Origin of the sequence: Kordia sp. (assembly GCF_022447245.1) — a bacterium.
Classification (GTDB): domain Bacteria; phylum Bacteroidota; class Bacteroidia; order Flavobacteriales; family Flavobacteriaceae; genus Kordia.
This window is the reverse complement of sequence record NZ_JAKVBC010000045.1, coordinates 1-26,083: the sequence shown is the minus strand read 5'-3', so window position 1 is coordinate 26,083 and position 26,083 is coordinate 1. Positions and strand designations below refer to the sequence as shown.

The window sequence follows — 26,083 nt, the reverse complement described above, 5'->3', positions numbered from 1 at the left end:
CAGTATCTCATCATAAAAACTCTAAAACCCTTGCAGAAATGTGAGGGTTTTATGATTGCTAGGATTGCATTTCCACCTGCTTAAAAACATGTGTTAACCAATCATTGACAATGCAGTCTAAGATGATATGTATGCGTGGTTCTTTACTATTATTTCTTACTTCGTGCTCTAAATGAAAATTACAGTACCAACATTCGCCAGGTTGCATGCGAATATGTTCGCCATTTAAGATAATTTCTACCTGATCGTTGGTTTGTACAGGAATGTGTAGACGTACTTTTCCATGTTCAAAACTATAACCAGAATCAGTGTGTTTTTGAATGCTTGCTCCAGGATCTAATGTATGCACACGAAAGGTTTCTACTTGGCACAGAAACATTTCATAAACAGCTTTGAGATATGGACATTTTTTCAACGCTGCATTTGGTAAAAAAACAGGTAAACCATCTGGACCAAGTGTAGGTTCAATAAAGTGTTTTAGCCACAAAGTTTCCAATTGCACAGAAGGATTGTAAATATCTTGATAGTCTTTTCTTGAAAATTGAGCAAGCTCTTTTTTCATTACATCGGGAGCAAATTGTAAAGGTAGTTTAAGCGCATTCATATTCCTAAAAGTATGAATTATTTGGCAAACACTTCATTTTCATTAGAAAAAGCTTTAAATTCTAGTGGATTTCCACTAAAATCAAAGACAAACATCGTGCGTTGTTCACCAGCTTGCCCTTTGTAGCGAATTTGTGGTTTTATTACAAATTGAATGTCATTTGCTTCAAAGGTATTTTGCAAAGTTTCAAATTGAGGAATCGTCAACAAACAGCCAAAATGAGGAATTGGAACACTAACCCCATCTACCTTTCCACAATAATCCAGCTTAGGAATGTTGTCGCTTACATGTCCTGACAATTGGTGTCCAAAAAAATCAAAATCAATCCAGTGTTCTGTAGAACGACCTTCGGTACAACCTAAAAGTTCCACATAAAATTTACGTGTCGATGCAATATCTTTTACTTTAAAAGCGTAGTGAAAAGCATTCATAACTTAGTTATTTTTTATATAATTCAACGTTTGTTCAATCCATGGTGTGTCGTAAGATAGCATCTTTTTGGGAGTAATTCCTTTTGATTCAATCGAAATAATTTTTGAATTGTTATAGATCTTCTTAAAGATACAATTAAAAATAGAGAACAGATGAATATTGGCAATTAGCAGATAGGTGTATGTTTTAAGAATTGAACATTATTTGGACAATTAAAATACTGTTGTAATAAGTTCAAATTCTTATTAAGAATTTACAGATACTATTTTGCTATAGTATTTTTTCGTATTTTAAGAGTGTTTTTAAAACCCGAATCTTTGAAAAAAACTGTATACACTACCATACTTTTATGCTTTTTGATAGTGCTTCCCTTGCAGAGTCAAGAGATAGACAAAAGCAAGTCCTCCGATAGCATTCGAAAATATCTAGAAATATCAACTTCTTATTTTTCAAAGTATAAATATAAAGAAGCTATTGAAGCAGCTAACCTTGGAATCGTATATGCTAGCCAAGCAAACGATTACTATAATTTGACGTTATTTTATAATGAACTTGGTTTGGCTTACGAAGGCATTTCAGATTTTTCTAAATCAAAGAAAAACTTTATGAAATCAATTCGTTTTGCAAAAAATAGCAAAAATGATACACTTCAAAGTTGGGTATATAATAATTTAGGAAATGTATACTCGGAAGGCTTAAAAATGATAGATTCTGCAATTTATTACTATAAAGAATCGTTGCGTTATTCAGAAAAAATAAAAGATACTTTCGAAATTTTAACTCCAATTTTAAATATAGGCTGGACGTATATTGATAAAGGCGATTATGATACTGCATTTCCATATTTGGTAAAATCTGAGAATATGATTTTTACAAATCATGGAGATGATTCGGCGAAAGCTCAAATCAATTTCTTATTGGCTTGCTATTACATGAACAAAGACAAGTTTGTATTGGCAGAAAACTATTTTAAAAAGGCGATTAAATATGCTAAAAATAAAGAGTTGCTCGAAGAGTTGATAGAGATTTATGAACAATATGCAGTTTTAGCAAAAAAGCAAGGAAAGCATGAAAAGGCATATAATTTCTTGCAAACGCATTTAAAATACAGAGATACTCTTTTTGAACAGTCCAAAATAAAGGAAAATCAACTAGCGTTAGCAAAGTTTTCGGTCGATGACTACAAGAGAGATTTAGAACTAGTTAAAGAAGAACAAAAGTCGCAGGAAACCATTATTAGAAAATCTCAACAAATTTCGTATGTGCTAATGATTGCAGGTTTCATATTGATTTTATTATTGATTAATATGTTTAAGAACTATAAGTTCAGAAACAAAGCCTTAGAAAAACTTCGCTTGAAGAATACAGAACTCCGAGAAGCTAAAATAGAAGCAGAAGCGCAGGCAAATTTGAAATCACAATTTTTCTCTACTGTAAGTCACGAATTACGGACGCCATTATATGGTGTAGTAGGATTGACATCCTTATTGTCTGAAGATTTCCCGAATTTAAAAAATAATGAAAACTTTAAATCGCTCAAGTTCTCAAGTAATTACCTATTGTCACTTATTAACAATGTGTTACAAATTAACAAGATTGAATCGCAAGGAGTAAAGCTAGAAAGTATTCCTTTTAATTTGAAGAATTTGGTAAATGAAGTTGTCAATTCGTTCAGTTTCTCAGCGAATCAAAACCGGAATAAAATTCACGTAGAAATAGATGATAAAATACCAGAGATTTTGTTAGGAGATTCTGTTCGGCTTTCTCAAATTTTAATAAATCTTATTGGAAACGCGATCAAGTTTACTGAAGCTGGAAACATTTGGATTCTGATCAAATTGATAGCTAAAGAAGATAAAAATCATACAATTCAATTTGTTATTGAAGATGATGGTATTGGTATACCCAAAGAAAAACAGGCTACTGTTTTTGATAAGTTTGTTCAAATACGTCCGATTGAGAAAAACTACCAAGGAACTGGTTTAGGTTTGTCTATAGTTAAAAGTTTATTGCAACTTTTTGATAGTGATATTGCTTTAAAGAGTGAAGAAAATATTGGAACTGAGCTGTGTTTTGTCATCACTTTTGAAGAAACCACTAAGCCAAGTTCCGTTGAAAGCAACATAGCGTCTAAGCAAATTATTGATGCAAAAGAAAAAAGTATTTTAGTTGTAGATGATAACAAAATCAATCGTGTTATCACAAAACGAATTTTACAAAGTAGAGAATATCAATGTGATGTTGCAGTAGGAGGATTGGAAGCCATAGATTTGCTAAAGGCTAAAACTTATGATTTGATTTTAATGGATATTAATATGCCTAGATTAGATGGTATTGAAACTACGAAACGCATACGTAAAACCGATCAAACAACACCAATTATTGCATTAACCGCAGTTGAAGAAGATCAGATACGAGATAAAATTTACGAAGCAGGTATAAACGACTTTATCATCAAACCCTATGATTTGGCTGAATTCCATCAAATTATATTGAAAAATTTGTACGTAAATATTATATAAAGTATGAACTTCCGTAGATGTAAACGGTACATAAGATAAATTCGCCAATAAAAATACTAATGGCAAAAACAATAGAGTTTATCTTCATAGCACCAGCTGTATAACAAATCAAATCGGTTGGAACAAATGGGAAAAATGCCCAAAATATAATAAACAAAGGGCCGTATTTTCCCGAGAGTTTTTCTTTTACCAAGTTAGAAGCTCTGGTGTTTTTATCAAAGAGTTTTGAAAAACCGAGCTTATCTGAAAAGTAGTATACAATCATTGAAGAAATGACAATTCCTACTACTGAAATCAATAATACTAGAAATAAATCATTTGGAAATAAAAATACACCTGCAAAAATGAGCGCAGTACTTGGTAGCATGACAAAACCACGAACTAAGTGACATAGAAAGAAAATTGCCCAACCATAATTTCCATACGACTGAATTTTGGTAGCAATATTATCTCTGGAAAATGTTTCTGGAAAAATAATATTGTAAAGGATAAAGCCAATAATAAGTACAATCCAAAAGCGTCTAAAAAACGTAATATAACTCTCTTTCATGAAGTTTTAGTTCGATTCGCATACAAGACGCCAAAGCTACTGAATTGTTACGAGGAAAATTAAAAAATTGTATAATTGGAAGTGTAATCTTTACAAGCTGATTCTGAATATACAAAACTGCTTAAGAATCTAAAGGCAGTTCCATTTTAATATTGCTACGTTCATAAGGACTATCTTTTTCCATAGGAATTTCCTTAAAACCATATTTTTCGTAGATATAAATAGCGTTTTCAAGTTTTCGATTGGAGTACAGAATGAGTTTTGTATAGTTTTGTTCTTTGCTAAAACTGATACAATGTTGCATCAATTTTTGACCAATTTTTTTACCTCTAAATGCTGGTGAAACTGCCATCTTGCTCAATTCAAAAATACCATCTTCTATTTTTATCAAGGCTACAGTTCCTACTATATGTTCACCATCTTTGGCAAAAAAGATATGTCCGCCTTTGTCAATAATATAGCTTTTTGCATTGCTTAACACTACTTTGTCATGCGATTCTACATAGAAAAAAGTTTCCAACCATTCTATATTCAAATTATAAAAGTCTTCAGTATATTTTTCATCAAAAGAAATAATTGTAATTTCTGAATGCTCACTAGATTTCATATTAGAAATCACACGTTCACTCATACTTTTTTCCGAAAAAGCATCTTCTAGTTGACTCAAATGTCCAACCAAATTTTCAGAAGGAAACGTTGTCAGTTTTTCAACAGTTTCATGAATTACATTCCAAATCGGAATCATTTTGATGAGTAATTTTTCACCTTTATCAGAGAGTGAAATAATTTTTTTGCGTTTGTCTATTTCATCACTGTTAATATTGATCAATTCTTTCTTTAAAAGTTTATGTAATGTCTGTGTAATTGCAGGTTGAGAGACATTAAGCAATTCTCTAATTTCGGTGTTTGTTGTTTTATTTTTTAGTGAAATAATCTTAAAAGCAGGGAATAAATACGGATCAAAGTCAATTCCGTAATAAGTATATACTTTCTGAGTTTCTTTCATCATCACATCGCTCATGCGATTCAATCTTGAACCCAAACTAATCTCTCTAAATTCACGTAAAGCATCCATTGTATAGTTGTTTATATAAGTACTTATGTAAATATATGTAACATTTAAAGCATATCCAAATAGAATTGAATTATTTACGCATAAAATCGGTAATTAAATAACTTAGAAGTTTCCCTACCAAATACGTTTCTTGCGGATTGTCGGCATTTGGTGCGGCTTCACACAAGTGTAAATAACTAGCATTTTTTTGTTTTCCAAAGAATGAGGCAAACATACGTGCTTCGTTGGCGGTAAAGCCACTTGGTGTCATAGCACTACTTGGAACATTTTCAATAGAATCGCAGTCAATTTCTACACCAAAAGGACGATTGTCAATAAAATTAAGCACAGTGTTTAACTGAAAAGTAAATCCTTGCTCATGACGAATTTTAATTCCTTCAAACGTATTGTATTTAATACGATCTGAGTAGTTATCTATGGTTTTAAAGACTTTTTTAGAGGTGTAATTTTCATGCAATCCAAACATAAAATACTTATTTAAAAAGCTCTTTTTAAAGGCATAACTGAAACCATTGCCGCTATGTCTTCCTTCTAAACTTCTAAAATCGGTATGCGCATCAAAATTTACTACATTGATAGATTTGCTTTTCCCTAAGGCAGCACCTTTAATATTTCCATACGCATTGTTATGTCCGCCACCAATAATAATTGGAATTTTGCCAGCACTTACAATTTGATACACTAGGTAACTCACTTCTTCATCAATCTTATCAACTAATTCGCTAAGTTTTTGATGATAATCATACGCATTCGGATACATTTTATTAGCAGTTACTAATAATTCAGAAAAATCTAAATGACCTAAGACTAACAAACGTTTCCCTTTGTTATAGGCATTATCTTGCGTATTTACGAGCGATTTTAAAGCAGCATTCCATGCAGTTGTGGCACCTGTTTTTCCATGATTGGCACGAATCCCAATATCTTCAGGAATTCCGAAAAGCACATATTTAGCATCGCTTTGCTCTAATTGTGCGATTAAATTTTCAGCAGATAAAAGTGTTTCTACTTTTTCTCCGAATTTAGTTTCGCCATCTCGTTTGGAAATCAGTGCGTTGAGGTTTGCGCGAGTGTACAAGTGTAACATGTTCTAATCAAATCAATCGTATTGCTAATGTACGTTTTTAATTGGTTTGAAGAAAAATAAAATACGAGTAAATTAATTTGATAAAGCCGCAATACATTCCTCCCGAATCTTCCAGATTTTTTCAAAAGAGTAGGAGCGTTGTCCTTCTTGAATCCATTGTTTTAGTAAGTTTTGATGCCATTGTACTTTGTAATCTGCGATTTGATGTGGGAGAATTTCTTGTTCAATTATCAAACTATTTAAAAAAAGAGTTTTGTTTGTGGTAGATCGTGTAATGTCTACTACGTTTCCTTCAATTTTTAGATAGGTATGTGCTTCGGGAATGTAATTGAGTTGATAGTGGTTTAAAACGCTTCCTACACCTTTAGTATTGGCTTCGTTCATTTCATAAATCCCAATGAATAATTGTACAGCTTTTTGTTGACTTTCGATTGCGAGTTGCTTTAAAAAAGCGTGTTTGGTAGAACAAGTACCTTTTTGTTCAGGTATGATCAAACGATACTCACTACGATCAGACGTTCTTCCGTAAGGTAACTCGTTTACGTACGCAATTGCAGCTTTGAAATCTGAAATTCCTTCAATAATCATTAAACTAGACAGCGGACCATTCTGAGGAAGCGAAAAATTAAGCATAGAGATATTTTTTTTAAAGATAAATCTATTTTTAAAAACGTATTTTGATTTTAACAAGAAACAGACTGCCACGTCGTAAACTCCTCGCAGTGACGTATTTTAAAAAAACTAACAGCGAAGTGTGTCTAAAATTTAGGGATTAGGTTTTGGGAATTAGGTATTGGTCAAGTTTTAAGAACAATTGAAAGTTCATGTCAAAATACTTAAAGTATAGCGTTTCCAACCATCTAAAAGTAAAGCGTGCCTAATAATCTAAGAAACCTAAATTACCTTTCCATTAATCAATACTTGCTCAATATTGTTGTCTCCAAAAGCATACGGCAATACATGAAACGACGGAATTTCTTTGGTAATGATCAAATTAGCAGCTTTTCCTTTGGTGATACTTCCATGTGTTTCAGAAAGTCCCATAGCATAAGCTCCGTTGATAGTTGCTGCATTGATAGCTTCTTCTGGCGTCATTTTCATTTTGATACAAGCCGTACTTACAACAAAATTCATATTTCCAGAAGGTGTAGAACCTGGATTGTAATCGGTTGCTAGTGCTACAGGCAAACCTGCATCCATGAGTCTTCTTGCTGGCGTATATGGAATGCTTAAAAAGTATGAACAGGAAGGTAACGCCACTGGCATGGTAATACTTCCTTGTAATGCTTCTATATCGTCGTCGTTGAGTTCTTCTAAATGATCTACCGAAAGTGCATTGTATTGCACGCCCAAAGCCACGCCACCAAATGCATTGAATTGGTTAACGTGAATTTTTGGAATTAAATTATACTGTTGTGCAGCTTTGAGTAAACGTTCAGTATCTTCTAAGGTGAAATAGCCTTTTTCGCAAAAAATATCCACGTATTCCGCGAGGTTTTGTTCGGCAACTTTTGGTAACATTTCGTCAATTACCAAGTCCATATAATCTTCTTGATTTCCTTTGTAATTAGCTGGAACTGCATGTGCACCTAAAAATGTGGTTTTGATTGGGAAATTATACGCCTCTTTTAAACGTTTTGCCACACGTAACATTTTGAGTTCAGCTTCTATGGTAAGTCCATAACCTGATTTGATTTCTATGGCGCCAGTTCCCATTTGCATTACTTCTTCCAAACGTTTGGCAGATTGTGCAAAGAGTTCATCTTCGGAAGTTTCTTGTAATTTTTTAGCAGAGTTTAAAATGCCACCACCACGATTGGCAATTTCTTCATAACTCAAACCATTGATACGATCCACAAATTCTTGTGCTCTGTTTCCTGCGTAGACTAGATGTGTATGACTATCGCACCAAGTTGGTAATACTACTTTATTAGTACAGTCAATAATAGTATCTGCGGAAGCGATTTCAATATCAGCCATCAAACCAAAATCGGCAATGATATCATCTTTAATATAGAGATATGCATTTTCCAATATTGGTAGCATTTTCATGTCAGCTCCAGCAATTTTGGAAACATTGTTGTCTCTAACTTGTAGTAATTCTGTGATGTTGATGAGTAAGGTTGTCATGTGCTAAAATTATAGTTACAAATGTAGAAGCAAAGCAAATAAATCCCTAATTTTAACAGCATTAATTCTCGATCATGAAAACTATTGGACTTATTGGTGGCATTACACCACAATCTACTATATTATATTATCAAATTTTAAATGATTTAGCCGAAGAACATACTGGCACATCACATTCTGCAAAATGTCTTATCAATTCGGTTGATTTTGGGCAGATTAAAAAATTACAGCACGAAGGATGTTGGGATTTGTTAGATGAAATTATGGCTGACGCTGCAAAAAATCTAGAAAATGCTGGTGCAAGTTTGGTTCTAATCACAGCAAACACCATGCATTTAACCATTGAAGCAGTTCGTAAAAGCGTTTCTGTACCTGTAATTCATATTGCAGAAGCAACAGCGGAAAAAATCGTAGAAAAGAACTTAAAAACGGTTTTATTGTTAGGAACTAAGTACACCATGGAAATGGATTTTTATAAAGATGTATTGAGCTCATTTGGAATCAATTCGTTAATTCCGAATGCAGAAGAGCGAAAAGAAATTAATCGTGTGATTTACGAAGAATTGCCCAAAGGAGAATTGAAAGAAAGTTCACGCGCAAACTATGTGCAAATTATAGAACGTTTAAAGAATGAAGAAGGAGCAGAAGGTGTTATTTTGGGATGTACAGAAATTCCATTATTGATACAACAAAAAGATGTTTCCATTCCTGTATTTGATACTACTAAAATTCATGCAACTAAAGCTATGTATTTGGCAATGAATTAGTTATTTGCATGATTTTTATGATTAAAAAATACTTATTATTTTTACAGGAAATTACATGATAACTGGCATAATTATGTAATATATAAAAGCTCAAAATGTACATTTGGAGCTTTTTTCTTGAAGTAATTTTTTAATTATTTATTGACGAATCATTTTGTGAATGCTGACTTTATCGCCTGATTGAATTTTAACAAAATAAATTCCCTGAGATATATTTTGAATGTCTAACTGATTGTTGCGAATTTGTGCGCCAGATAAAATCATTTTTCCTGTCGTGTCTACAATAGCAACTGAATGTATATGCTGACCGTTTTTTGATTCAAAATATAAAACATTCCCTTTTACAGGATTTGGATATACAGCGACAGTTTTGGCAGTTACTTCTGGAATACTTAGTAAATAGTATTCTTCTCCTAAAAAGTCTACACAAACATTTAAATATTCAGTAATAGGTGCTACCGTCCAAGGTATATGTTGATCTACGTAATAAGTTCTGAGTCCCATTTCATTGGCTCCAATATATGTAATGTTTTTCCTCTAAATTTCCAAGGCGATCAATGAGTAAATAATTATAAAACAAACCATTGACGTCATTTCCGTCGTGACTTATTTTAAACTAAAACCAGATAGATCAAAATAGAATTCATTGATGTTTAAAACCTCAATTACTTTATTATCATTATCACCGTTCATTATTCTTGAAATGAATGCGTGATTTGGGAAGTGGTTAGTTCCTAAACACTAGCAGCAAAAGATGCATAGTTACTAAAAGAAGATTCATTGATAGAAGTATTTCAAGCTAATACTTCAAATATATATGTTTCCCCGTAATTGAATTACTCTAAATCGTTTAAAATAACTGTATTTCCTGCATTTGGCAGGTGATCAATAGTGAGTCGAATTACATCATTTACTTACATATCATATTCTATGAACTGAACATTGTCTGTAGAAGAACTACAGCCTAAATAACCAATTAGATAATCAATAACTAAATTTGTTGGAGTACTTGGCGGTTCTGTAACTTGAGCAAAACAAGAAAGTGTAGCCAAGAACGGTAAAATAGCGCATGTAATTTTTTTCATAGGTGTACAATTTTTTTATTTAAAAGTATTAAAAATTAGATTCACACTTTATTTAACTCAACCATATTTATAAAACTGTATACTTTTTATTTTTTTATTAATTTTTTGGTAATCATATTGTTGTTGATTTCTAGTTGAAGAATATACATTCCTTGCTGTAATGTTTCGACATTGATTTTATTTGAAGGATTTGTTTGTTGTAAAACTTGTTTTCCTGTGAGGTCAAATATTTTTACAGTAGCGATTTCTACATTATTTTGATTCTTGATGTACACAATGTTTCCATTAGTTGGGTTAGGATATATTTCAAATGAATTCAATTCTTGCTCTTTTATATTTAATAAAGCCATATTAGGGAATCCAAATGAACTAGGACAACTTCCATTACTTACTTCAATATCCCAAGTGTTCACATTAAAAGAAGTGGAAGGTATTGTGGTAGCATAGGTACCTCTTTTAATAAATTGATCGGTATTTGTATGTGTGGCATTATTGCCCAATTCTCCAATGATATCATATAAAATATCATACTTAAATAAACCAATGGCATCATTTCCATTAATGCTAGTAAGATTAGTGCTATAATCAATATTGATTCCTAAATTTGAAATCATAGTTGAACAAATTGAAAGACTAGGGTGCGCAATAATAAAACTTTCTAAAGAAGGTATTACAGAATTAGCCGGGAATGTATATACTACATCCCATGTTGTACTACCATCATAACTTATTTTCACAGAGTAATCTGATAAATCAATGGTACTATTAGTCATATTCGATATTTCAATGGCTTTCTCACTTCCTGTATAATTTAAAAAACCAGACAAATAGAGCTCAGGAGGACCATTTTGGTAAATTACATTGACAGTTTTACAAACTTGATCAGATAAAGGAGAGGCATTTCCTGCTGCGTCTCTAGCAAGAATAGTTAAGCAATATGTTCCATTAGGATAGTTAAGATAACTGGCATATTGAATAGCATTAGCCCCATCATAGTCTACAATTCTTGATAACGTACCGTTAATGTATATTTCGTAGGTGACTACACCAATATTATCTGTTGAATGTTCCCATTCTACAGAAATATTATCTGGTTGCACTATTGGATTGTCTACAAATTGAAAGTTTATTGGAGTTGTAGGTGCTTCGGTATCTTGCGAATAAGAACTAAATGAGCAAAAAAGTACAAGTAGTACAGGGGTAATTTTTTTCATGGCTGGTTTTAATTTTACATAAAGCTAAAAAAAAAGCGATACTATTTCGTGAGAATAGTATCGCTTTTTATAAATCACGTGTAATTACCTATTGTTTTATCAACTTTTTAGTAATTGTTTGATTTTTAGATTTTATTTGTAATATGTACATTCCTTGTTGTAGCCCCTGAACATTGATTTCACTAGTAGGATTTATTTGTTGTAAAATCTCTTTTCCAGTAATATCATAGATTTTTACAGCGGTAACTTGTGTATTATTTTTTGTGTTGATGTATACCACATTTCCATTCACTGGATTAGGATATATTGTAAACTCATTAATATCAAACGATGCTACACTTAAAGTTTGCGTATGCATTCCTAAGTCTGAACATGTATTAGAAGGGAAAGTATCCCACTCGCTTGGCGTATAAGTTGTATTTGCCGAATTGACACTCGCCTTTCTAACTAAAGTTGTATTTTCAGCATAATCACTATTATCTCCTAAAGTTCCAAGAATATCAATTAATACATCATTTTTAAATAAACCAATAGCATCATTTCCATTATAACCTGTAATTGTATTATCAGAATCGTCTACAACTCCAGTACAAACAGCCAAACTAGTATGTGCAATTACATATACATCGCCGTCATTAATCATAGCACCCATAGGGAATGAATAGGTTGAATTCCATGTAGCATTTCCATTAGTGCTAATTTTTAGCGTATAAACTTCTCCAGGAGTATTTAAATCAACAGTCGATCCAGTAAAGTTGGCAATTTCTAAGGCTTTGTTGAATGAACTTCCTTCCATATATTCAGAGATGTACAAATTGCCTCCTGATCCACCGCCGCCAGCTAATGTCGTTCCATTTGCAGGAGTTGATTGTGCTGAACTATTTCCTTCTGCATCTTTGGCTAATACTGTAAAAGAGTAAGTTGTAGAAGCCGATAAACCAGTAATAGTAGCATTTGTAGTCGCAACTGTTTGATTTAGCATTCCGCCAACGTATATTTCGTATGCAGTAACACCAATATTATCTGTTGAAGCATCCCAAGAAAGATCAATAGTATTTGAAGTTTCGTTACTTACCACTACGTTCATTGGTATGCTAGGCGCTTCAGTATCACCACTAAAAATTCCCCAACGGTCTTCCGCAGGAGTTCCTCCCCAAATCTGAGTTGCTAAACGAGGATTATCAATAAACGGGTTACGATTTCCTTGTGCAGTTGCGTTAAAAATATCTTCGTGATATGCATTACGTGCATCTTCATGAGGAGACACAGGATCTGCTGCATTCCATTCTAACAATAAGTCAATCATATTAGAATCTACACTATTTGTAGTTCCATTAGCTACTAAATTAGGAGCACATTGATTTCCATAACGAATATACATATACATTACAATTCTAGCTACATCACCACGCCAATCAGTTCCTCCAGAAGTTGCATCACCAGGATACCAGTATGCACCAACAGTTCCTGAATTTCCTGAACCTGCAGAAAACAAACGATTTCCACGTTGTCCATTACGTTGTACGTCTGTTGAACGTAAATTGTGAGCATCGCTATATGGAGGTCCATTTGTTGTATTTGCATCTAAATCAGGACTAGCCAAAGAGTTTGCAAATGTATGCTCTCTGTTCCATTGACCGTTACTCCCTCCGTTATTATTCTTATCTCTTGATAAATCGTTAGTAACATCACCGTCACTCCCATTTTCCCAACCGTATAATAACAATACATTATTTGAATTGTTAGGATCAAGATCGGTAACCATTGTTGCATCCCAAACTTCAGAATATGATAAAGAATTTGAGTGTGTATTGATTACTTTAGTAGCCAAAGCATCACGCAATTGTGTTCCCGTCAGGGTAAGATTCACATCATTATAATACGACTGTTGTGCAACAGCAGAGAATGATATCAATCCGATTAAAAAAAGTAATGTTCTTTTCATTGTAAATAAAATATATATTGAAATAATTTAGGGTTCTATTTTCGCTGTAGTAAAGCCATGTAAAATCCGTCAAATCCAGATTCTGAAGCTAAAACTTTCTTATCCTCTACTAATGTAAACTCATCATTTGTGGCTAAAAATTTCTCTACTTGTTCTTGATTTTCTGAAGGTAAGATAGAACAGGTAGCATATACTAATTTTCCGCCAGACTTTACCATACGAGAGTATCGTTGTAAAATATCTTGCTGTGTATTTTTTATTTTTTCTAGAAAATCGGGCTGAATTTTCCATTTTGCATCTGGATTTCTACGTAAAACACCCAATCCAGAACATGGAGCATCAATCAATACACGATCGGCTTTGTCATATAATTTTTTAATCACTTTCGTGGAAGAAATCACGCGCGTTTCTATATTGTGAGCACCATTTCGTCGTGCTCTACGCTTCAATTCACGCAGTTTTCCTTCATAAATATCTAGAGAAATTAGTTGTCCTTTATTTTCCATCAAAGCTGCTAAATGCAATGACTTTCCTCCAGCACCAGCACAAGTGTCCACCACTTTCATTCCTGGTTTTACATCTAATAACTCAGAAACCAATTGAGAAGAAGCATCTTGCACTTCAAACATTCCGCTTTTAAAAGCATCATTCTTAAAAATATTGGCACGTTGTTTTAAACGTAATGCAGAAGCATATCCATTAATTGTTTCTGTCTCTATATCAAGCTTAGACAACAATTCTTGTAATTTGTCTTTGGTAGTTTTGAGTGTATTGGCACGTAAAATAACGTCTGCTTGCTTATTTAGTGCATTAATTTCTTTCGTCCAAACTGCTTCTCCGAGCTCTTTAACTCCCAAATCATCTAACCAATCAGGAATAGACTCTTTAATTTTTCGAATCTTTGAAAGTTCATCAAAGCGACCTTTAATTCTACGTGTTGGCGTTCCGGCAAGTTGATTCCAATCGGGTAACTCAATACCTCTTAGTGTTGCCCAAACCGCAAACATGCGCCATAGGTTTTCACGAGAATAATTTTCCTTAATATCAGCAATCTCAGCATACAAGCGTTTCCAACGTACAATTTCATATGTAGTTTCTGCAACAAACTTACGATCGCGACTTCCCCAACGGGCATCTCTTTTCAGTAACTTTTCAACTACTTTGTCGGCATACGCTCCTTCATTAAATATTAGATTTAATCCATCTATTACGGAAAAAACCAAATTTCTGTGTAATCGCATCTAATTCAAATTAAAGCGCAAAGGTATTGTTTTATGTTTATATTTTTTAGTTAATTTAAAGAATCAAACAAAACTATTGGACGAAACTACTTTTATAAACGATTTACGAGAAGGAAAACGCACAGCTTACAGTCTTCTTTTGGATGAGTATGGGCAACGTGTTTTTCATACTTGTTTGTCTTTTGTCCCAAATATAGAAGACGCAGAAGATATAGCGCAAGAAGTCTTTGTAGAAGTATTTCGATCGATTCATAAATTTAAAGGAAACTCAAAGCTATCCACATGGATTTATAGAATTTCCACAAATAAATCGTTAGAATTTATCCGAAAGAAAAACACCAAAAAACGTTTTGCGTTTATGCAATCTATTTTTGGAAATGAAATTCCATTAGATAAAACGTCGTATTTCACAGAAATGAATCATCCAGGAATTTTATTAGAGAACAAAGAAAAAAGCGAAACTATTTTTAGAGCTATTCATCAATTACCAGAAGCGCAACGTGTTGTATTTACATTGCATAAGATCGATGGTTTAAGCTATAAGGAAGTAGGTGAAATTACAGAGAAAAGTTTATATTCTGTAGAATCCTTAATGTTTCGTGCCAAGAAAAATTTACAAAAAATCTTAGCAAATTTTTATAAAAATTCAATCTAACGCAAGTTTTATAAAAAAATTGCATCTAAAAGAGAATTATGAGGAAATTAAAAGACATACAAGATAATATTGATGCTACATTGGACGTTCTTGATACGATTAGTGAAGTAGAGGTGTCTCCCTTTTTTAGAGACAAAACCTTACAGCGTTTATTTTCGGAACAGGAAGAAACTGTTTCTAACAGTTTCGGGTGGTTTAGCCCAAGGTTACAATTGGCTACATTCATTTGCGTGTTTTTAATAAATATTTTTGGAATTTATCAAATGAACCAAACAGAATACGATACTAACATTTCTGAGTTTGCCAAGCTTCATGAATTGTCAGGAAACGAACAACCTTCATTATTTAATTAAACTCGCGGAAGGAAATGAAAAAAAATACATTACTCTACATCTTGGTTGCTTTTCTTTTAGTAATGAATGGCTATTTTATATATGAAATTTTTGTTGATAAATCGCCCAAAGGACCAAATCCTGGGAAATTTATAGCCAAAGAGTTACAATTTGACGAAACTCAAATGGAAAAATTCACACAAATGAATGATGCGCATCATGAAGAAATGATGACAATCATGCGCGATGTTAGAAGATTAAAAGATGAATTGTTTGATTACATCTCTCAATCAACATATAGTGAAGAAAAAGTAAGTGAAATTACACGTCGCATTGGAGACAAAATACGCTTACGAGATGAAAATACATTTTATCATTTTAAAGAAGTTCAGAAAATTTGTAATGACGAACAGCGTTCACGTTTTAATAAACTCATCAAAGATGCTCTAAGACCGCCAAAAGGGCGTAAAGGAGGATCTCATGGAAGACCACCAGGACCTCCTCCAGGAGGGTAAACCAAAAAAAATACAAACTCTGCACAAGTTTTTTTAAAAGACTGCATCTAAGTATAAAATAACAAGATGAAATCTTTTAGAATGAACAGTAAAATCTCACCTATATTTCTTTTGATTGCGTATTTCGCATTCGCACAGGAAACTACTAACACTTTTTCAGTTACTGATGGATACGAATGTACAGAGATGGTAAAGTAAAAGAGTGAAGTATCCATCACTCAACAAGGCAAATACCGAATTATAAAATCAAATGCGATTCCAAAGCATGCAACTGGAAGTTTCCCAAACGCTGGAAACCCGAATCGTATTTCTCCTCAAAATAAAACATATAAAGTTGCCTTACATCCTAAAAAGAATAAAAAACTTACTTCTGTTTACAGTAAAGGAATGATAGGACAAGGAACACCTGAATATGTTTTTGGTATAGCTATTAATGGTGTGAAGATGGAACCAACAGCGATGGAATTTTTTGTAAATCCTAAGACGCGTCAAATGAATATGGAATGGTCAAAAGAGGCCTTAAGTACCAATGTAGATTTAGGAGACGATTGTAATAACGCACATGTACAGCCAACAGGAGAATATCATTATCATGGAACACCTTGGGGAATTATACAGCAAGCTAAAGAAAATAGTATGTTTCTGATTGGTTGGGCAGCAGATGGTTTTCCGATTTACTACAAATATGGTTATGCTTCAAATGATAGTAATGAACTTGTTGAATTGACTTCTAGCTACAAACTCAGAGAAGGAAATCGTCTAGGCGATGGAATTTCAGCACCAGATGGCGTATACGATGGAACTTATGTGCGCGATTTTGAATATGTAAAGGTTCATGGTGATTTGGATGAAGCGAATGGACGTTTCGGAAAAACTCCTGAATTCCCTGAAGGAACGTATTATTATGTAATTACAGATAGCTTTCCTTCACTGCCACGATTTTTTGTAGGAACACCAAATAAAAGTTTCAAAGTAGAAGGCGGAATGCGTGGAGAACTAGGAGGTTTTCCAAGAGGAAAACGAGGAAGAGATAGAAGAGAGCATCCTAGCATAGTTCAAATTTTTAAACACATGGATTCTAACAATGATGGAAAGTTAAGCAAAGAGGAAGTCAAAGGTCCATTGCAACGCGATTTTACCAAATTAGATACCAATGATGATGGTTTTATTACTCAAAAAGAACTTGAAAATGCTCCAAAACCACAAGGAAGACAAGGTGGTCAGCGAGGGCAACGAGGACGACAGTAATTTTTTAACAGATCAAAACACTAATTTGAAAATACAGCAATGCTTTTTTCAGTACTGAGGAATTACAACTCACATATAAAAATAGAAAACACCTAATTAATACCTAAAAAAATGAAGAGAAATTCATTCGTAATTATAACACTATTAGTAGCTTCGGTAGTTTTTATAACTGCTTGCGGTAGTGATGATGATGCAACGACAACGACACCAACTAATGGCGGAGATACAGCAACATTACACGCTGCTTTCAACGAGTTTGATACCAATAATGTAACCATCATGTTGAATGGTAGCAATGTAGAAATAGAAACCAATGGAAGACCCAACCATACATAACCATATTGGTCTAGCACCAATGCTAAAATGGGAATACCAACAGCAGCACAAGACCATCCATTATTTGTAGCTCCAACTGTAACATCGTATGAGAATATAACGCCAGGAAACATTGATGACTTTAATGGATCGTTTTCATTAACAGTTTCTGCAAATCCTACCTTGGCTTCGAGTTCAAGCGCTACAGGCTTAGGACCTATAGGAATTGCAGTTACAGGAGCTGTAATATACAACGATCAAGAAGGACCGAATGTCCCTATTGATAATGCATTGCCTTCACTAGATTATTCTGCGGGGCATACAGGACCACAAAGTTATCATTATCATTTAGAGCCAAAAGCATGATCTAACGATGATGGAAATTTAATAGGAATCATGTCTGATGGCTTTTTTATTTATAGACGTAGAGATTATGATGGTAATTATCCAACAGATTTGGATGCTTCAGGCGGACATTTTGGACCAACGCCTCATAATCCAGATGGAGAGTATCATTACCACATTCAAAACGAATTATATTTAAATGAATATTATATCATATTTCCAGGAAATTATCAAGGTACGCCGAGTACCATTCAATAGTTTAGCGAGTGTTTTTTTCATGATGCTTTTACTAGTATCATGTGAAGAAATAGGTGCTCAGCTGGAAACTAGTATCGAAGTGAGTCCTCAAATCACTTCGGTAATAGTTTCTAAAAATGAGCTAAGGTTACAACCTAATTTAGGATTGGTGTATTATCAAGAACAGCCATTTTCTGGAGTTTCTGAGGCGTTTTACGAAAATGGACAGCTTGCAGAAACCATTCAATATGTACATGGAAGGAAACAAGGAAAACGTAAAAAATGGTTTATAGATGGAGTGCTAAGTTTTGAAGCAACCTATGTAGACGGAAAACAACATGGAACATCCAAAACTTGGTGGAGCAATGGAAACTTACGTTCTATCTCACATCACAACAAAGGAATTGTAGACGGAATTTAAGAACAATGGTATATCACAGGAGAAAAATTCAAACGTAGAACCATTGTCAATGGAAAAGAAGAAGGCTTGCAACAAGCATGGAGAAAAAATGGAAAGTTATTTAACAATTATGAAGCTAAAAATGGACGTTTTTTTGGCTTAAAAAGAGCAGGATTGTGTTATGAATTACAAAACGAAATTGTACAAACCAACTAAATATATCATTGTGTTTCTTGCTTCTTTATTGCTATGTTGCTGTAAAGATGGAAGAAAACAACTCGATAATCGTGTAGGGAGCTTACCGTATTATCAAGAAGCATCATTCACACCATATTGGTTTGAAAAAGGAACTTCAGCACAGAAAACATTTCATCAAATTCCAGCATTTAGTTTAACGAATCAGGATGGGGAAACAATTACAGAGGAAACATTTAAAAATAAGATTTATATAACTGATTTCTTTTTTACAACTTGTCCTGGAATTTGTCCAAAAATGACTGCCAATATGGACATTTTACAACAAGAATTTAAAAATGATGATGAGGTTTTGCTTTTGTCTCATTCTGTAACTCCAGAAACGGATTCGGTACCAGTATTAAAAAGATATGCGGAAACTAAAGGGATTGATAGTAAAAAGTGGCATTTAGTTACAGGTGAACGTTCTCAGATATACGACTTAGGGCGCAATCATTATTTTGTAGAAGATGATTTAGTAGAAGCCAAAACAGAAGATGATTTTTTACATACTGAAAATTTCCTTTTAATTGATAAAAACAGACAAATTAGAGGAATTTACAATGGTTTGAACAAAACAGCATTACATCAATTAATTGCAGATATAAAGACATTACAAGAAGAATGAAGTTTGGTTTTCATCATTCAACAAAAGGCTTCACAGATATTTTTGTGGAGCTTTTTTCTTTCGCTATCTATATCAAATATCAATTATGATACAGCCAATAATAGTCTGAAATACGGAATGATTTTGAGTCTGAAAACAAAGTAAATGCAACACTCTAAAAGCGATAGCGCGTCTAAATAATTTAACAACATAAGAAGTCTACACATTTATTTCACCAATGTGCAAAAGAAATCCAGTGTAGCTTCAGAATGTTTCGCAAGAGAATAGTCTTCTAACGTAATACTATTGACCAAATCAGGATTCTTATGTAGTAATTTTTTACGATTCATACGATTGGCAATTTCATATGGAATCTGTAACAACCAAGAAGGAATTTTATGTTCTAGCTTAAAAATATCATAACGCAAAAAACGTGCTACAGATTTTCTGTTTTTTTCATAATACGCATCCGTTTTTTCATTTCCTTTGACTGCTTGAATCGTATAGTTTGTAAAGGTTTTTTCAATTAAAGCAGATAAATCTTCAAAGGTATATTCTTTATAATGCCAAGGATTTCGTGCAATAGTTTTTACTGCATTTGGCGTAGAAATATATGCTTTGCCATTTGGTTTTAATACTCGGTGAATTTCCTCTAAATACAATGCTGCATCCTTAATATGTTCAATAACTTGAAACGAAACTACCACATCAAAACTGTTAGAAGCTAACTGTGTTAATGGCGGAATTTTCTCTTGAATAATAGTTGTTTTTGGATATTTATTATTGATCAATTCAGCAGTATATGGTGATTTATCAATCAAAGTTAATTGAGTTGCATTTTTATACAATAATTCCACACCATAACCTTCCCCACAACCAATTTCTAAAACATTTCCATGAATATATGGAGCTACAATATGATACGCTTTCAGTGTGCGTTGAAACAGTGGATTGTCAGAGATAATTTTAGAAGAAGTAACTTCGGTTGAGAATAACATAGTTTGGGGAATTAGTATGGCCAATTTCGTTTTTGCCATGTTTGAAAAGCTTCTTCAAATCCACGGAATGTTTGCTTACTTATTGGCGCATTTTGAATACCGCTTGGAAACTGTTGCATCATTTGAAAACACATACCTTTTAATCGATAAGCATGACGTAAATTTATGATTGGATATGGAGGATCAAAGGAAGTCATCCATTGCAACTCTTCCCAGATATTTTGCGTTGCAGTCTTACAAATTTCTGTTCCTTTTTGGATGTTTCCTGCACGTACATACAACCTTCCAATAGCATAAGCGTACTGCTTGTATGGAATTGTTTCGTTAGGAAAAAGCGTTGTGCATTTGTCTAAAACTTCAATAGCTTTTTTAGTTTCTCCTTCTTCTAATAATGCTTGCGCTAGAAAGTAATAGTTTTGACGTAAAATTTCACGTGCATATGTAGCATTTTCGTTTCTAAGAAAAACGGAATCATCGTTTAAACCATTGAACTGAACCTGATTCATAATATACGGATACATCATATCTGTAGCTATAATTTTGGGGTTTAATTTTGGATCTGTTCGTTGAATAGGCGCTAAAATACTCACCATTCCATGTTGAATTAAATACGGTTCTAAGCCAATTTGATGACGTTTCTTCCCATTACTAGCAAAACATATTGGACGCTCATTGATATTATTCATCAATAAATTCATTAATACAATCTCATTTAAACCATAAAACTTTTTAGCATGTTGCCAAGTAATGGCATCAGTATAGGAAGCTTTTAATTTTGTAGCATCAAACCATTTTTTAATACGTGTCGTATCAATTGGAATTGAAAATGAAGTTGAAGGTATATAATACCGCATACGACCATTCCAGTTTATTCGGGTTTCTGGTTTTTTTAGAAACTCAAACATAATAGGTAAAATTGCAGCTTTTTTCGTTTCTTCTTGAAGCGGCACAAGTTTTTCAATACCATTTACGTAAAAATCAGAATTGAGATTTAGTTTTATAGGTTTTGAATCAAAAGAAGCTTTCTTCAAATTATTAACATGAGTATCAATATTTAACTGATCATAATTAATAACACGCACATCGGTTCGGTAACCTTCTACTTGTTGTAAATACCAAAGCGGAAAGGTCATATTATCACCATCGGTAATTAAAATAGCTTGTTCTGGACAAGCATCTAAATAGGCTTTTCCAAAATTATAAGCAAAATAATCATGTCCTCGTTGATGATTGTCCCAACCTTTTGCTAATAATTGTAAAGGTGCAGCTACACAAACAATTACAGCAACAACTTGAATGCGTGTTTTTGAATTTTTGATCGCGGTTAAAACTTGTGATAGAAATATTACTGAAAGTCCAACCCATAAGGCGAAAATGACAAACGAACCAATAAAAATATAATCGCGCTCACGAATCAAAATACTAGAAGGAACTGGATTGACATAAATGGTAATTCCAATTCCAAATGTTAAGAATAGGAGTATGGTCATCCAAAAATATTGTTTGTGTTTTCGTAATGCGATAATTCCTAAAATACCTAAGAGAAAGGGTAAGAAATAATACGCATCATTTCCTTTGTGATTTTTATAATAGTTAGGAGTGACAGAAGTATCTCCAATTCGATTTTTATCTAAAGCATTGATACCACTTTTCCAATTTCCATCTTTAATATACCCCAAACCGTGATGATCGTTTTGTCGTCCAATAAAATTCCAGAATAGGTAACGCGCGTTCAACCAAATCACTTGATAATTGATAAAGAAGCCTAAATTTTCGGCAAAAGTCGGTTTATTGATGGTAACCATTTTGTCACGTACGGGATACTTAATGGGTTCTCCCTGAATTGTTGTCCAAGCTCTGTATTTTTCAGCATCACCTTTATCAAACATACGTGGAAAAAACATGGTAAACTCATCTGAATAATTCACTTCTTTGAACTTTCCATCATGTGTTATTTCGTATTTCTTTGAGTCAGCATTATAATTATACACTGGTTTCCCATCTAGAAAAGGGACATCTTTATCCAAAGGCGCATTATATACAGGGCCTTTTACCAATGGAATAGCTCCAACACCAAACTGTTCTGCACGTACATATTGTAGCATTTTATTACTATTTTGCATACTATCAGCAATCAACAAATTTGCTTCCGATCGTTGCATTGACATAAAAAACGAGCTCATTCCTACAAGAAAAAAAACAACTCCAAGTATCGTATGATGCAGTTGTGTATGTTGTCTTTTTTTAGAAAGAAATAAAACAAAAGCAATAGCTGTAGAAATGAAGATCAATAGTATTATAACTCCTGCGTTTAGAGTCATTTCGTAAGAGTTCACAAGCCAAATATCTAATGAATTCGCTAGTTTGATAAGTCCTTGAACAATAAATCTATAGATGATAAAAAAAGCTGCACAACCAAGAAAAATGGCGATGCAAAATGTTTTAAAAGTGAGTCCAAATTTTTTATGGGCAATAACAACCGAAAACGGAATTACTATTGCGATTGTAATTAAATGAACAGAAGTAGAAATTCCCAAAAGTAAAGTAATCAAAAGCGCATATCTAACTTCTTTTTTATGATTTGTCGTATTTTCCCATAAGAGCATTAAATGAATCATTCCTGCCATGAGCGCAAATGATAACGTATACACTTCTGCTTCGGTGGAAGCTGTCCAAAAACTATCAGAAAAAGCTAATGTAAGCGCTGCAACAATACCAGAAAGCAATGAAATCATATGCGAATAATCATCTTTAGTTTTAGGAATGATACGTTTGGCAATATTAGTAGTAATTCTAAATAATAGCGTACAGGTCAGTGCTCCAAAAAATGCAGAAATCAAATTACTTATCAAAGCTGCCATGGTTGCAGGAAAAAAAGAAAGCACTACTTTACATAGTATAGTATAAAAAGGAGCACCTGGTGGATGCGAAGCTTGCAGTGTATAATTACTTGCAATAAACTCAGGACTATCCCAGAAAACAATGGTGTTAGGGGCAGAAATTACATAGATTAAAAATATAAAAATAAAGAGTATCCAGCTACTAAGTTTTTCAGCTTTAGACATGTAGAATTAGGTTAGTTTTTCATTGCAATATAAGAGAATTATTCAATCTAAAAGCCACCAGCTTAAAATAAAAACAGATTACTCATACATATTTTAGGAAAACAGGTATTTTTACGGGGAACTCTTAACGATATGTTAATTATGTTTAACTAAAATGTTAACTTATATTTTTTTATATTTGATAGAATCATATAAAATAAACTAACAATAATCTATTATGAGAAAACAATTACCCCTCGTAGTTGTGTTCTTCCTATGTATATTTGGGATCATAGGAATGCAGGCACAAACTTTGAATGAGACTATGGGTACTGGTTCTGGAGTAAGTATTTCTTCCGGAGACTTCAACACATTTTATGGAGATAGTACAGGTAGTTTTATTACCTCCGGATCAAGAGTAACACTCTTTGGTTACAGTGCAGGACGAAGCGTTACAACAAGTGAGCTTGTTGCTATCGGATACCTTGCAGGATATTCCAACACTACTGGTTTTGATAACACATTCATTGGTTATGAGGCTGGTCGATTAACTATCAATGGTGGAGATAACACCTTCGTCGGAGCAGAATCTGGAGAAAACAACACCACGGGTTATGATAACACGTTCGTCGGTGAGGAATCTGGAGCTAACAATACTACAGGTTATGAAAATACCTTCATCGGAGAAGATGCAGGATTTAGCAATACCACAGGTTACAAGCAAACCTTTGTAGGAAACGAAGTAGGTTTATTTGCTAATGCAGGATATCGAAATACGGGTGTTGGTAGTGAGTCTATGAGTGATGTAGATGATGGTCACCACAACACGGGTATTGGCGATTCTGCTGGTATTGATGTTGGTGCTGGTATTTACAACACATTCTTAGGAGCTGCGTCAGGTGTGGCGACAGAATGGGCGGATTATAACACGTTTATTGGAGCACAAGCAGGTTGGGATAACAACCGTACCAATAATCCAACTAACGCAAACCATAATACCTACGTAGGTTTCTCCGCAGGGTTTACCAACCGTGAAGGTCAGTTTAACATAGGTATGGGATCGCGAGCAGATTTTGATAACACAGATCGATCAAATACGATGTTCTTTGGATACAATATTATCGCAAGTAATAATAACGTAATGGGATTTGGTAACGAATCGTTCTTAGATGGACAATACTCAATCTCTATGGGTATTGATCACGATATTCGTGGTGATTATTCCATTATGTTGGGATATTTAGGAAATATGTCCACTCTAGCGGACTACTCAGTAGGTATTGGTGATAGAGTAGATATCGAAGAAAATGATGTTGTAGGTATTGGTCGTTCTGTAGATATTGACAATCAATTTGCTATTGCAATTGGTTCTTTAACGGTAGCACAAAATGATGGTGCTATAGTTATGGGATATCAAGCTTCTTCAACCGATCCAAGTGCATTAAATCCAACCAATAATATTGCTATAGGTAATGCTGCCAATGTACAGGGAACAAACGCAGTTGCAATTGGTAATCAAGCAACAGCAGTAAACGATAATACAATGGTTCTCGGTGGAGCTTCATTTCCATTAAGTGTTGGTATTGGTACTAATACACCCAATGCAAATGCATCTTTAGATTTAACAGGAACAGCAAAAGGTTTACACTTAAACCGAATGACTACAGCACAGCGTGCCGCTTTCGGAAGCTCATTAGCAGCTACAGATGAAGGTATGGTTGTGTATGATACTCAAATTGGTAATGCATTCTATTGGGATGGAACGCAGTGGAAAGGTATGATGGATTCGGATACGCAGGATTTAGCATTAAGTGTAAGTAATGTATTAAGTTTAACTGATGGTGGATCTGTCGATTTATCACCATACTTAGATAATACAGATGCACAAGCTATCTCTGTCGCTTCAGATATTTTGAGTATTACTGGAGATGCTGGAACAGTAGATTTATCTCCATATTTAGATAATACAGACGCGCAAGCAATCTCTTTAGCAACAAACACATTAAGCATTACTGGAAATCCTTCTACGGTAGATTTATCAGGATATTTAGACAATACTGATAGTCAGAACTTGTCTTTAACAGGGACAACTTTAAATATCTCTGGTGGAACTGGTGTTGATTTAGCGTCATTGCAAGATGGTACAGGTACAGATGATCAGGATTTATCTTTGACAGGAACAACGCTTAATATTACTGATGGTATGGGTGTAGATTTATCTGTTCTTCAAGATGGAACAGGTACGGATTCTCAGGCGATTTCATTATCTGGTAATTTTTTAAGTATCACAGGAAGTTCAGATACAGTAGATTTATCAGGATACTTAGACAATACGGATACTCAAAATTTATCGCTTTCAGGGACGACTTTAAATATCTCAGGAGGAACTGGAGTAGATTTATCTAGTTTGGCTGATGGAACAGGAACAGATGATCAAAACTTAACTTCTGCTACTTTATCAGGAAACACATTAACAGTTGCAATTGAAGGCGGAAGTTCTG

General features: G+C 33.7%; 26 protein-coding genes. 12 read left to right on the top strand and 14 right to left on the bottom strand.

All coding sequences use genetic code 11. The features are described from left to right. Positions 1–58: 58 nt before the first annotated feature. Together MK119_RS21530 and MK119_RS21525 are read right to left on the bottom strand one after the other, a co-directional pair. The gene (locus MK119_RS21530; RefSeq protein ID WP_290683263.1) at positions 59–604 is read right to left on the bottom strand and encodes an aspartyl/asparaginyl beta-hydroxylase domain-containing protein; all 546 of its coding nucleotides are present in this window, start codon (positions 602–604) and stop codon (positions 59–61) included. 17 nt (positions 605–621) lie between these two features. After that, the gene (locus MK119_RS21525; RefSeq protein WP_290683261.1) at positions 622–1,035 is read right to left on the bottom strand and encodes a dioxygenase; all 414 of its coding nucleotides are present in this window, start codon (positions 1,033–1,035) and stop codon (positions 622–624) included. Between the two features lie 318 nt (positions 1,036–1,353). Between MK119_RS21525 and MK119_RS21520 the strand changes: the two genes are divergently transcribed. Then, positions 1,354–3,558: a response regulator gene (locus tag MK119_RS21520; protein ID WP_290683259.1), complete on the top strand. Its 2,205-nt coding sequence runs from the start codon at positions 1,354–1,356 to the stop codon at positions 3,556–3,558. Here the strand turns inward: MK119_RS21520 and MK119_RS21515 are convergent. The 5 genes from MK119_RS21515 to hutI all read right to left on the bottom strand — a co-directional run bounded on the left by MK119_RS21515 (position 3,551) and on the right by hutI (position 8,400). Beyond that, positions 3,551–4,108, bottom strand: a complete 558-nt coding sequence (locus tag MK119_RS21515) for a VTT domain-containing protein (RefSeq protein ID WP_290683258.1) — start codon at positions 4,106–4,108, stop codon at positions 3,551–3,553. The genes MK119_RS21520 and MK119_RS21515 overlap by 8 nt on opposite strands. Before the next feature lie 121 nt (positions 4,109–4,229). Then, on the bottom strand, positions 4,230–5,183 hold the full coding sequence (locus MK119_RS21510; protein ID WP_290683256.1) for a bifunctional helix-turn-helix transcriptional regulator/GNAT family N-acetyltransferase: 954 nt from the start codon (positions 5,181–5,183) through the stop codon (positions 4,230–4,232). Between the two features lie 70 nt (positions 5,184–5,253). Continuing rightward, a complete protein-coding gene (locus tag MK119_RS21505) occupies positions 5,254–6,270 on the bottom strand; it encodes a formimidoylglutamase (RefSeq protein ID WP_290683254.1) in 1,017 nt (338 codons plus the stop codon). Positions 6,271–6,342: 72 nt separating this feature from the next. After that, complete coding sequence (locus tag MK119_RS21500) at positions 6,343–6,903, bottom strand: hypothetical protein (RefSeq protein ID WP_290683252.1); 561 nt, start codon at positions 6,901–6,903, stop codon at positions 6,343–6,345. A 261-nt stretch (positions 6,904–7,164) separates the two neighbouring features. After that, positions 7,165–8,400: an imidazolonepropionase gene (gene hutI, locus MK119_RS21495; RefSeq protein ID WP_290683250.1), complete on the bottom strand. Its 1,236-nt coding sequence runs from the start codon at positions 8,398–8,400 to the stop codon at positions 7,165–7,167. Between the two features lie 74 nt (positions 8,401–8,474). On the opposite strand from hutI, the gene MK119_RS21490 reads away from it, so the two are divergent. Next, positions 8,475–9,167, top strand: a complete 693-nt coding sequence (locus MK119_RS21490; RefSeq protein WP_290683248.1) for an aspartate/glutamate racemase family protein — start codon at positions 8,475–8,477, stop codon at positions 9,165–9,167. Positions 9,168–9,305: 138 nt separating this feature from the next. Here MK119_RS21490 and MK119_RS21485 read toward each other — a convergent pair whose 3' ends face one another. From MK119_RS21485 to MK119_RS21465, 5 genes are all read right to left on the bottom strand, one after another. Then, entirely contained in the window at positions 9,306–9,671 is a 366-nt protein-coding gene (locus MK119_RS21485; RefSeq protein ID WP_290683246.1) for a T9SS type A sorting domain-containing protein, read from the bottom strand. A gap of 410 nt (positions 9,672–10,081) precedes the next feature. Beyond that, complete coding sequence (locus MK119_RS21480) at positions 10,082–10,252, bottom strand: hypothetical protein (RefSeq protein WP_290683244.1); 171 nt, start codon at positions 10,250–10,252, stop codon at positions 10,082–10,084. Between the two features lie 86 nt (positions 10,253–10,338). After that, positions 10,339–11,466 (bottom strand): T9SS type A sorting domain-containing protein, encoded by a 1,128-nt coding sequence (locus tag MK119_RS21475; RefSeq protein WP_290683242.1) that lies wholly within the window; start codon positions 11,464–11,466, stop codon positions 10,339–10,341. Positions 11,467–11,554: 88 nt separating this feature from the next. Beyond that, complete coding sequence (locus tag MK119_RS21470; RefSeq protein WP_290683240.1) at positions 11,555–13,411, bottom strand: endonuclease; 1,857 nt, start codon at positions 13,409–13,411, stop codon at positions 11,555–11,557. A 35-nt stretch (positions 13,412–13,446) separates the two neighbouring features. After that, complete coding sequence (locus MK119_RS21465) at positions 13,447–14,652, bottom strand: methyltransferase domain-containing protein (RefSeq protein ID WP_290683238.1); 1,206 nt, start codon at positions 14,650–14,652, stop codon at positions 13,447–13,449. Positions 14,653–14,728: 76 nt separating this feature from the next. On the opposite strand from MK119_RS21465, the gene MK119_RS21460 reads away from it, so the two are divergent. From MK119_RS21460 to MK119_RS21420, 9 genes are all read left to right on the top strand, one after another. Then, positions 14,729–15,307 carry an RNA polymerase sigma factor gene (locus MK119_RS21460; RefSeq protein ID WP_290683236.1) on the top strand — a complete coding sequence of 193 codons (579 nt, stop codon included), beginning with the start codon at positions 14,729–14,731 and terminating at the stop codon, positions 15,305–15,307. A gap of 38 nt (positions 15,308–15,345) precedes the next feature. Continuing rightward, positions 15,346–15,660: a hypothetical protein gene (locus MK119_RS21455; protein ID WP_290683234.1), complete on the top strand. Its 315-nt coding sequence runs from the start codon at positions 15,346–15,348 to the stop codon at positions 15,658–15,660. 14 nt (positions 15,661–15,674) lie between these two features. Beyond that, positions 15,675–16,154: a Spy/CpxP family protein refolding chaperone gene (locus MK119_RS21450; RefSeq protein ID WP_290683232.1), complete on the top strand. Its 480-nt coding sequence runs from the start codon at positions 15,675–15,677 to the stop codon at positions 16,152–16,154. 213 nt (positions 16,155–16,367) lie between these two features. Further along, complete coding sequence (locus MK119_RS21445; protein ID WP_366512856.1) at positions 16,368–17,402, top strand: YHYH protein; 1,035 nt, start codon at positions 16,368–16,370, stop codon at positions 17,400–17,402. A 111-nt stretch (positions 17,403–17,513) separates the two neighbouring features. Beyond that, positions 17,514–17,738, top strand: coding sequence for a hypothetical protein (locus tag MK119_RS21440; protein WP_290683230.1), 225 nt, complete (start codon positions 17,514–17,516; stop codon positions 17,736–17,738). Between the two features lie 27 nt (positions 17,739–17,765). Then, positions 17,766–18,083 (top strand): hypothetical protein, encoded by a 318-nt coding sequence (locus tag MK119_RS21435; RefSeq protein ID WP_290683228.1) that lies wholly within the window; start codon positions 17,766–17,768, stop codon positions 18,081–18,083. Between the two features lie 30 nt (positions 18,084–18,113). After that, positions 18,114–18,320 (top strand): hypothetical protein, encoded by a 207-nt coding sequence (locus MK119_RS21430; RefSeq protein ID WP_290683226.1) that lies wholly within the window; start codon positions 18,114–18,116, stop codon positions 18,318–18,320. Positions 18,321–18,339: 19 nt separating this feature from the next. After that, positions 18,340–18,720, top strand: a complete 381-nt coding sequence (locus MK119_RS21425; RefSeq protein ID WP_290683224.1) for a hypothetical protein — start codon at positions 18,340–18,342, stop codon at positions 18,718–18,720. A gap of 160 nt (positions 18,721–18,880) precedes the next feature. Then, on the top strand, positions 18,881–19,561 hold the full coding sequence (locus tag MK119_RS21420; protein WP_290683222.1) for an SCO family protein: 681 nt from the start codon (positions 18,881–18,883) through the stop codon (positions 19,559–19,561). Between the two features lie 206 nt (positions 19,562–19,767). On the opposite strand, the gene MK119_RS21415 is transcribed toward MK119_RS21420, so the two are convergent. Both MK119_RS21415 and MK119_RS21410 read right to left on the bottom strand, forming a co-directional pair. Next, the gene (locus tag MK119_RS21415) at positions 19,768–20,577 is read right to left on the bottom strand and encodes a class I SAM-dependent methyltransferase (RefSeq protein WP_290683219.1); all 810 of its coding nucleotides are present in this window, start codon (positions 20,575–20,577) and stop codon (positions 19,768–19,770) included. Further along, a complete protein-coding gene (locus tag MK119_RS21410) occupies positions 20,550–23,603 on the bottom strand; it encodes a DUF2723 domain-containing protein (protein ID WP_290683217.1) in 3,054 nt (1,017 codons plus the stop codon). The genes MK119_RS21415 and MK119_RS21410 overlap by 28 nt, the downstream gene beginning before the upstream one ends. Before the next feature lie 217 nt (positions 23,604–23,820). Here MK119_RS21410 and MK119_RS21405 point away from each other — a divergent pair. After that, positions 23,821–26,083, top strand: a 2,263-nt coding sequence (locus MK119_RS21405) for a hemagluttinin family protein (RefSeq protein WP_290683215.1), incomplete at its 3' end; no start/stop codon positions are given.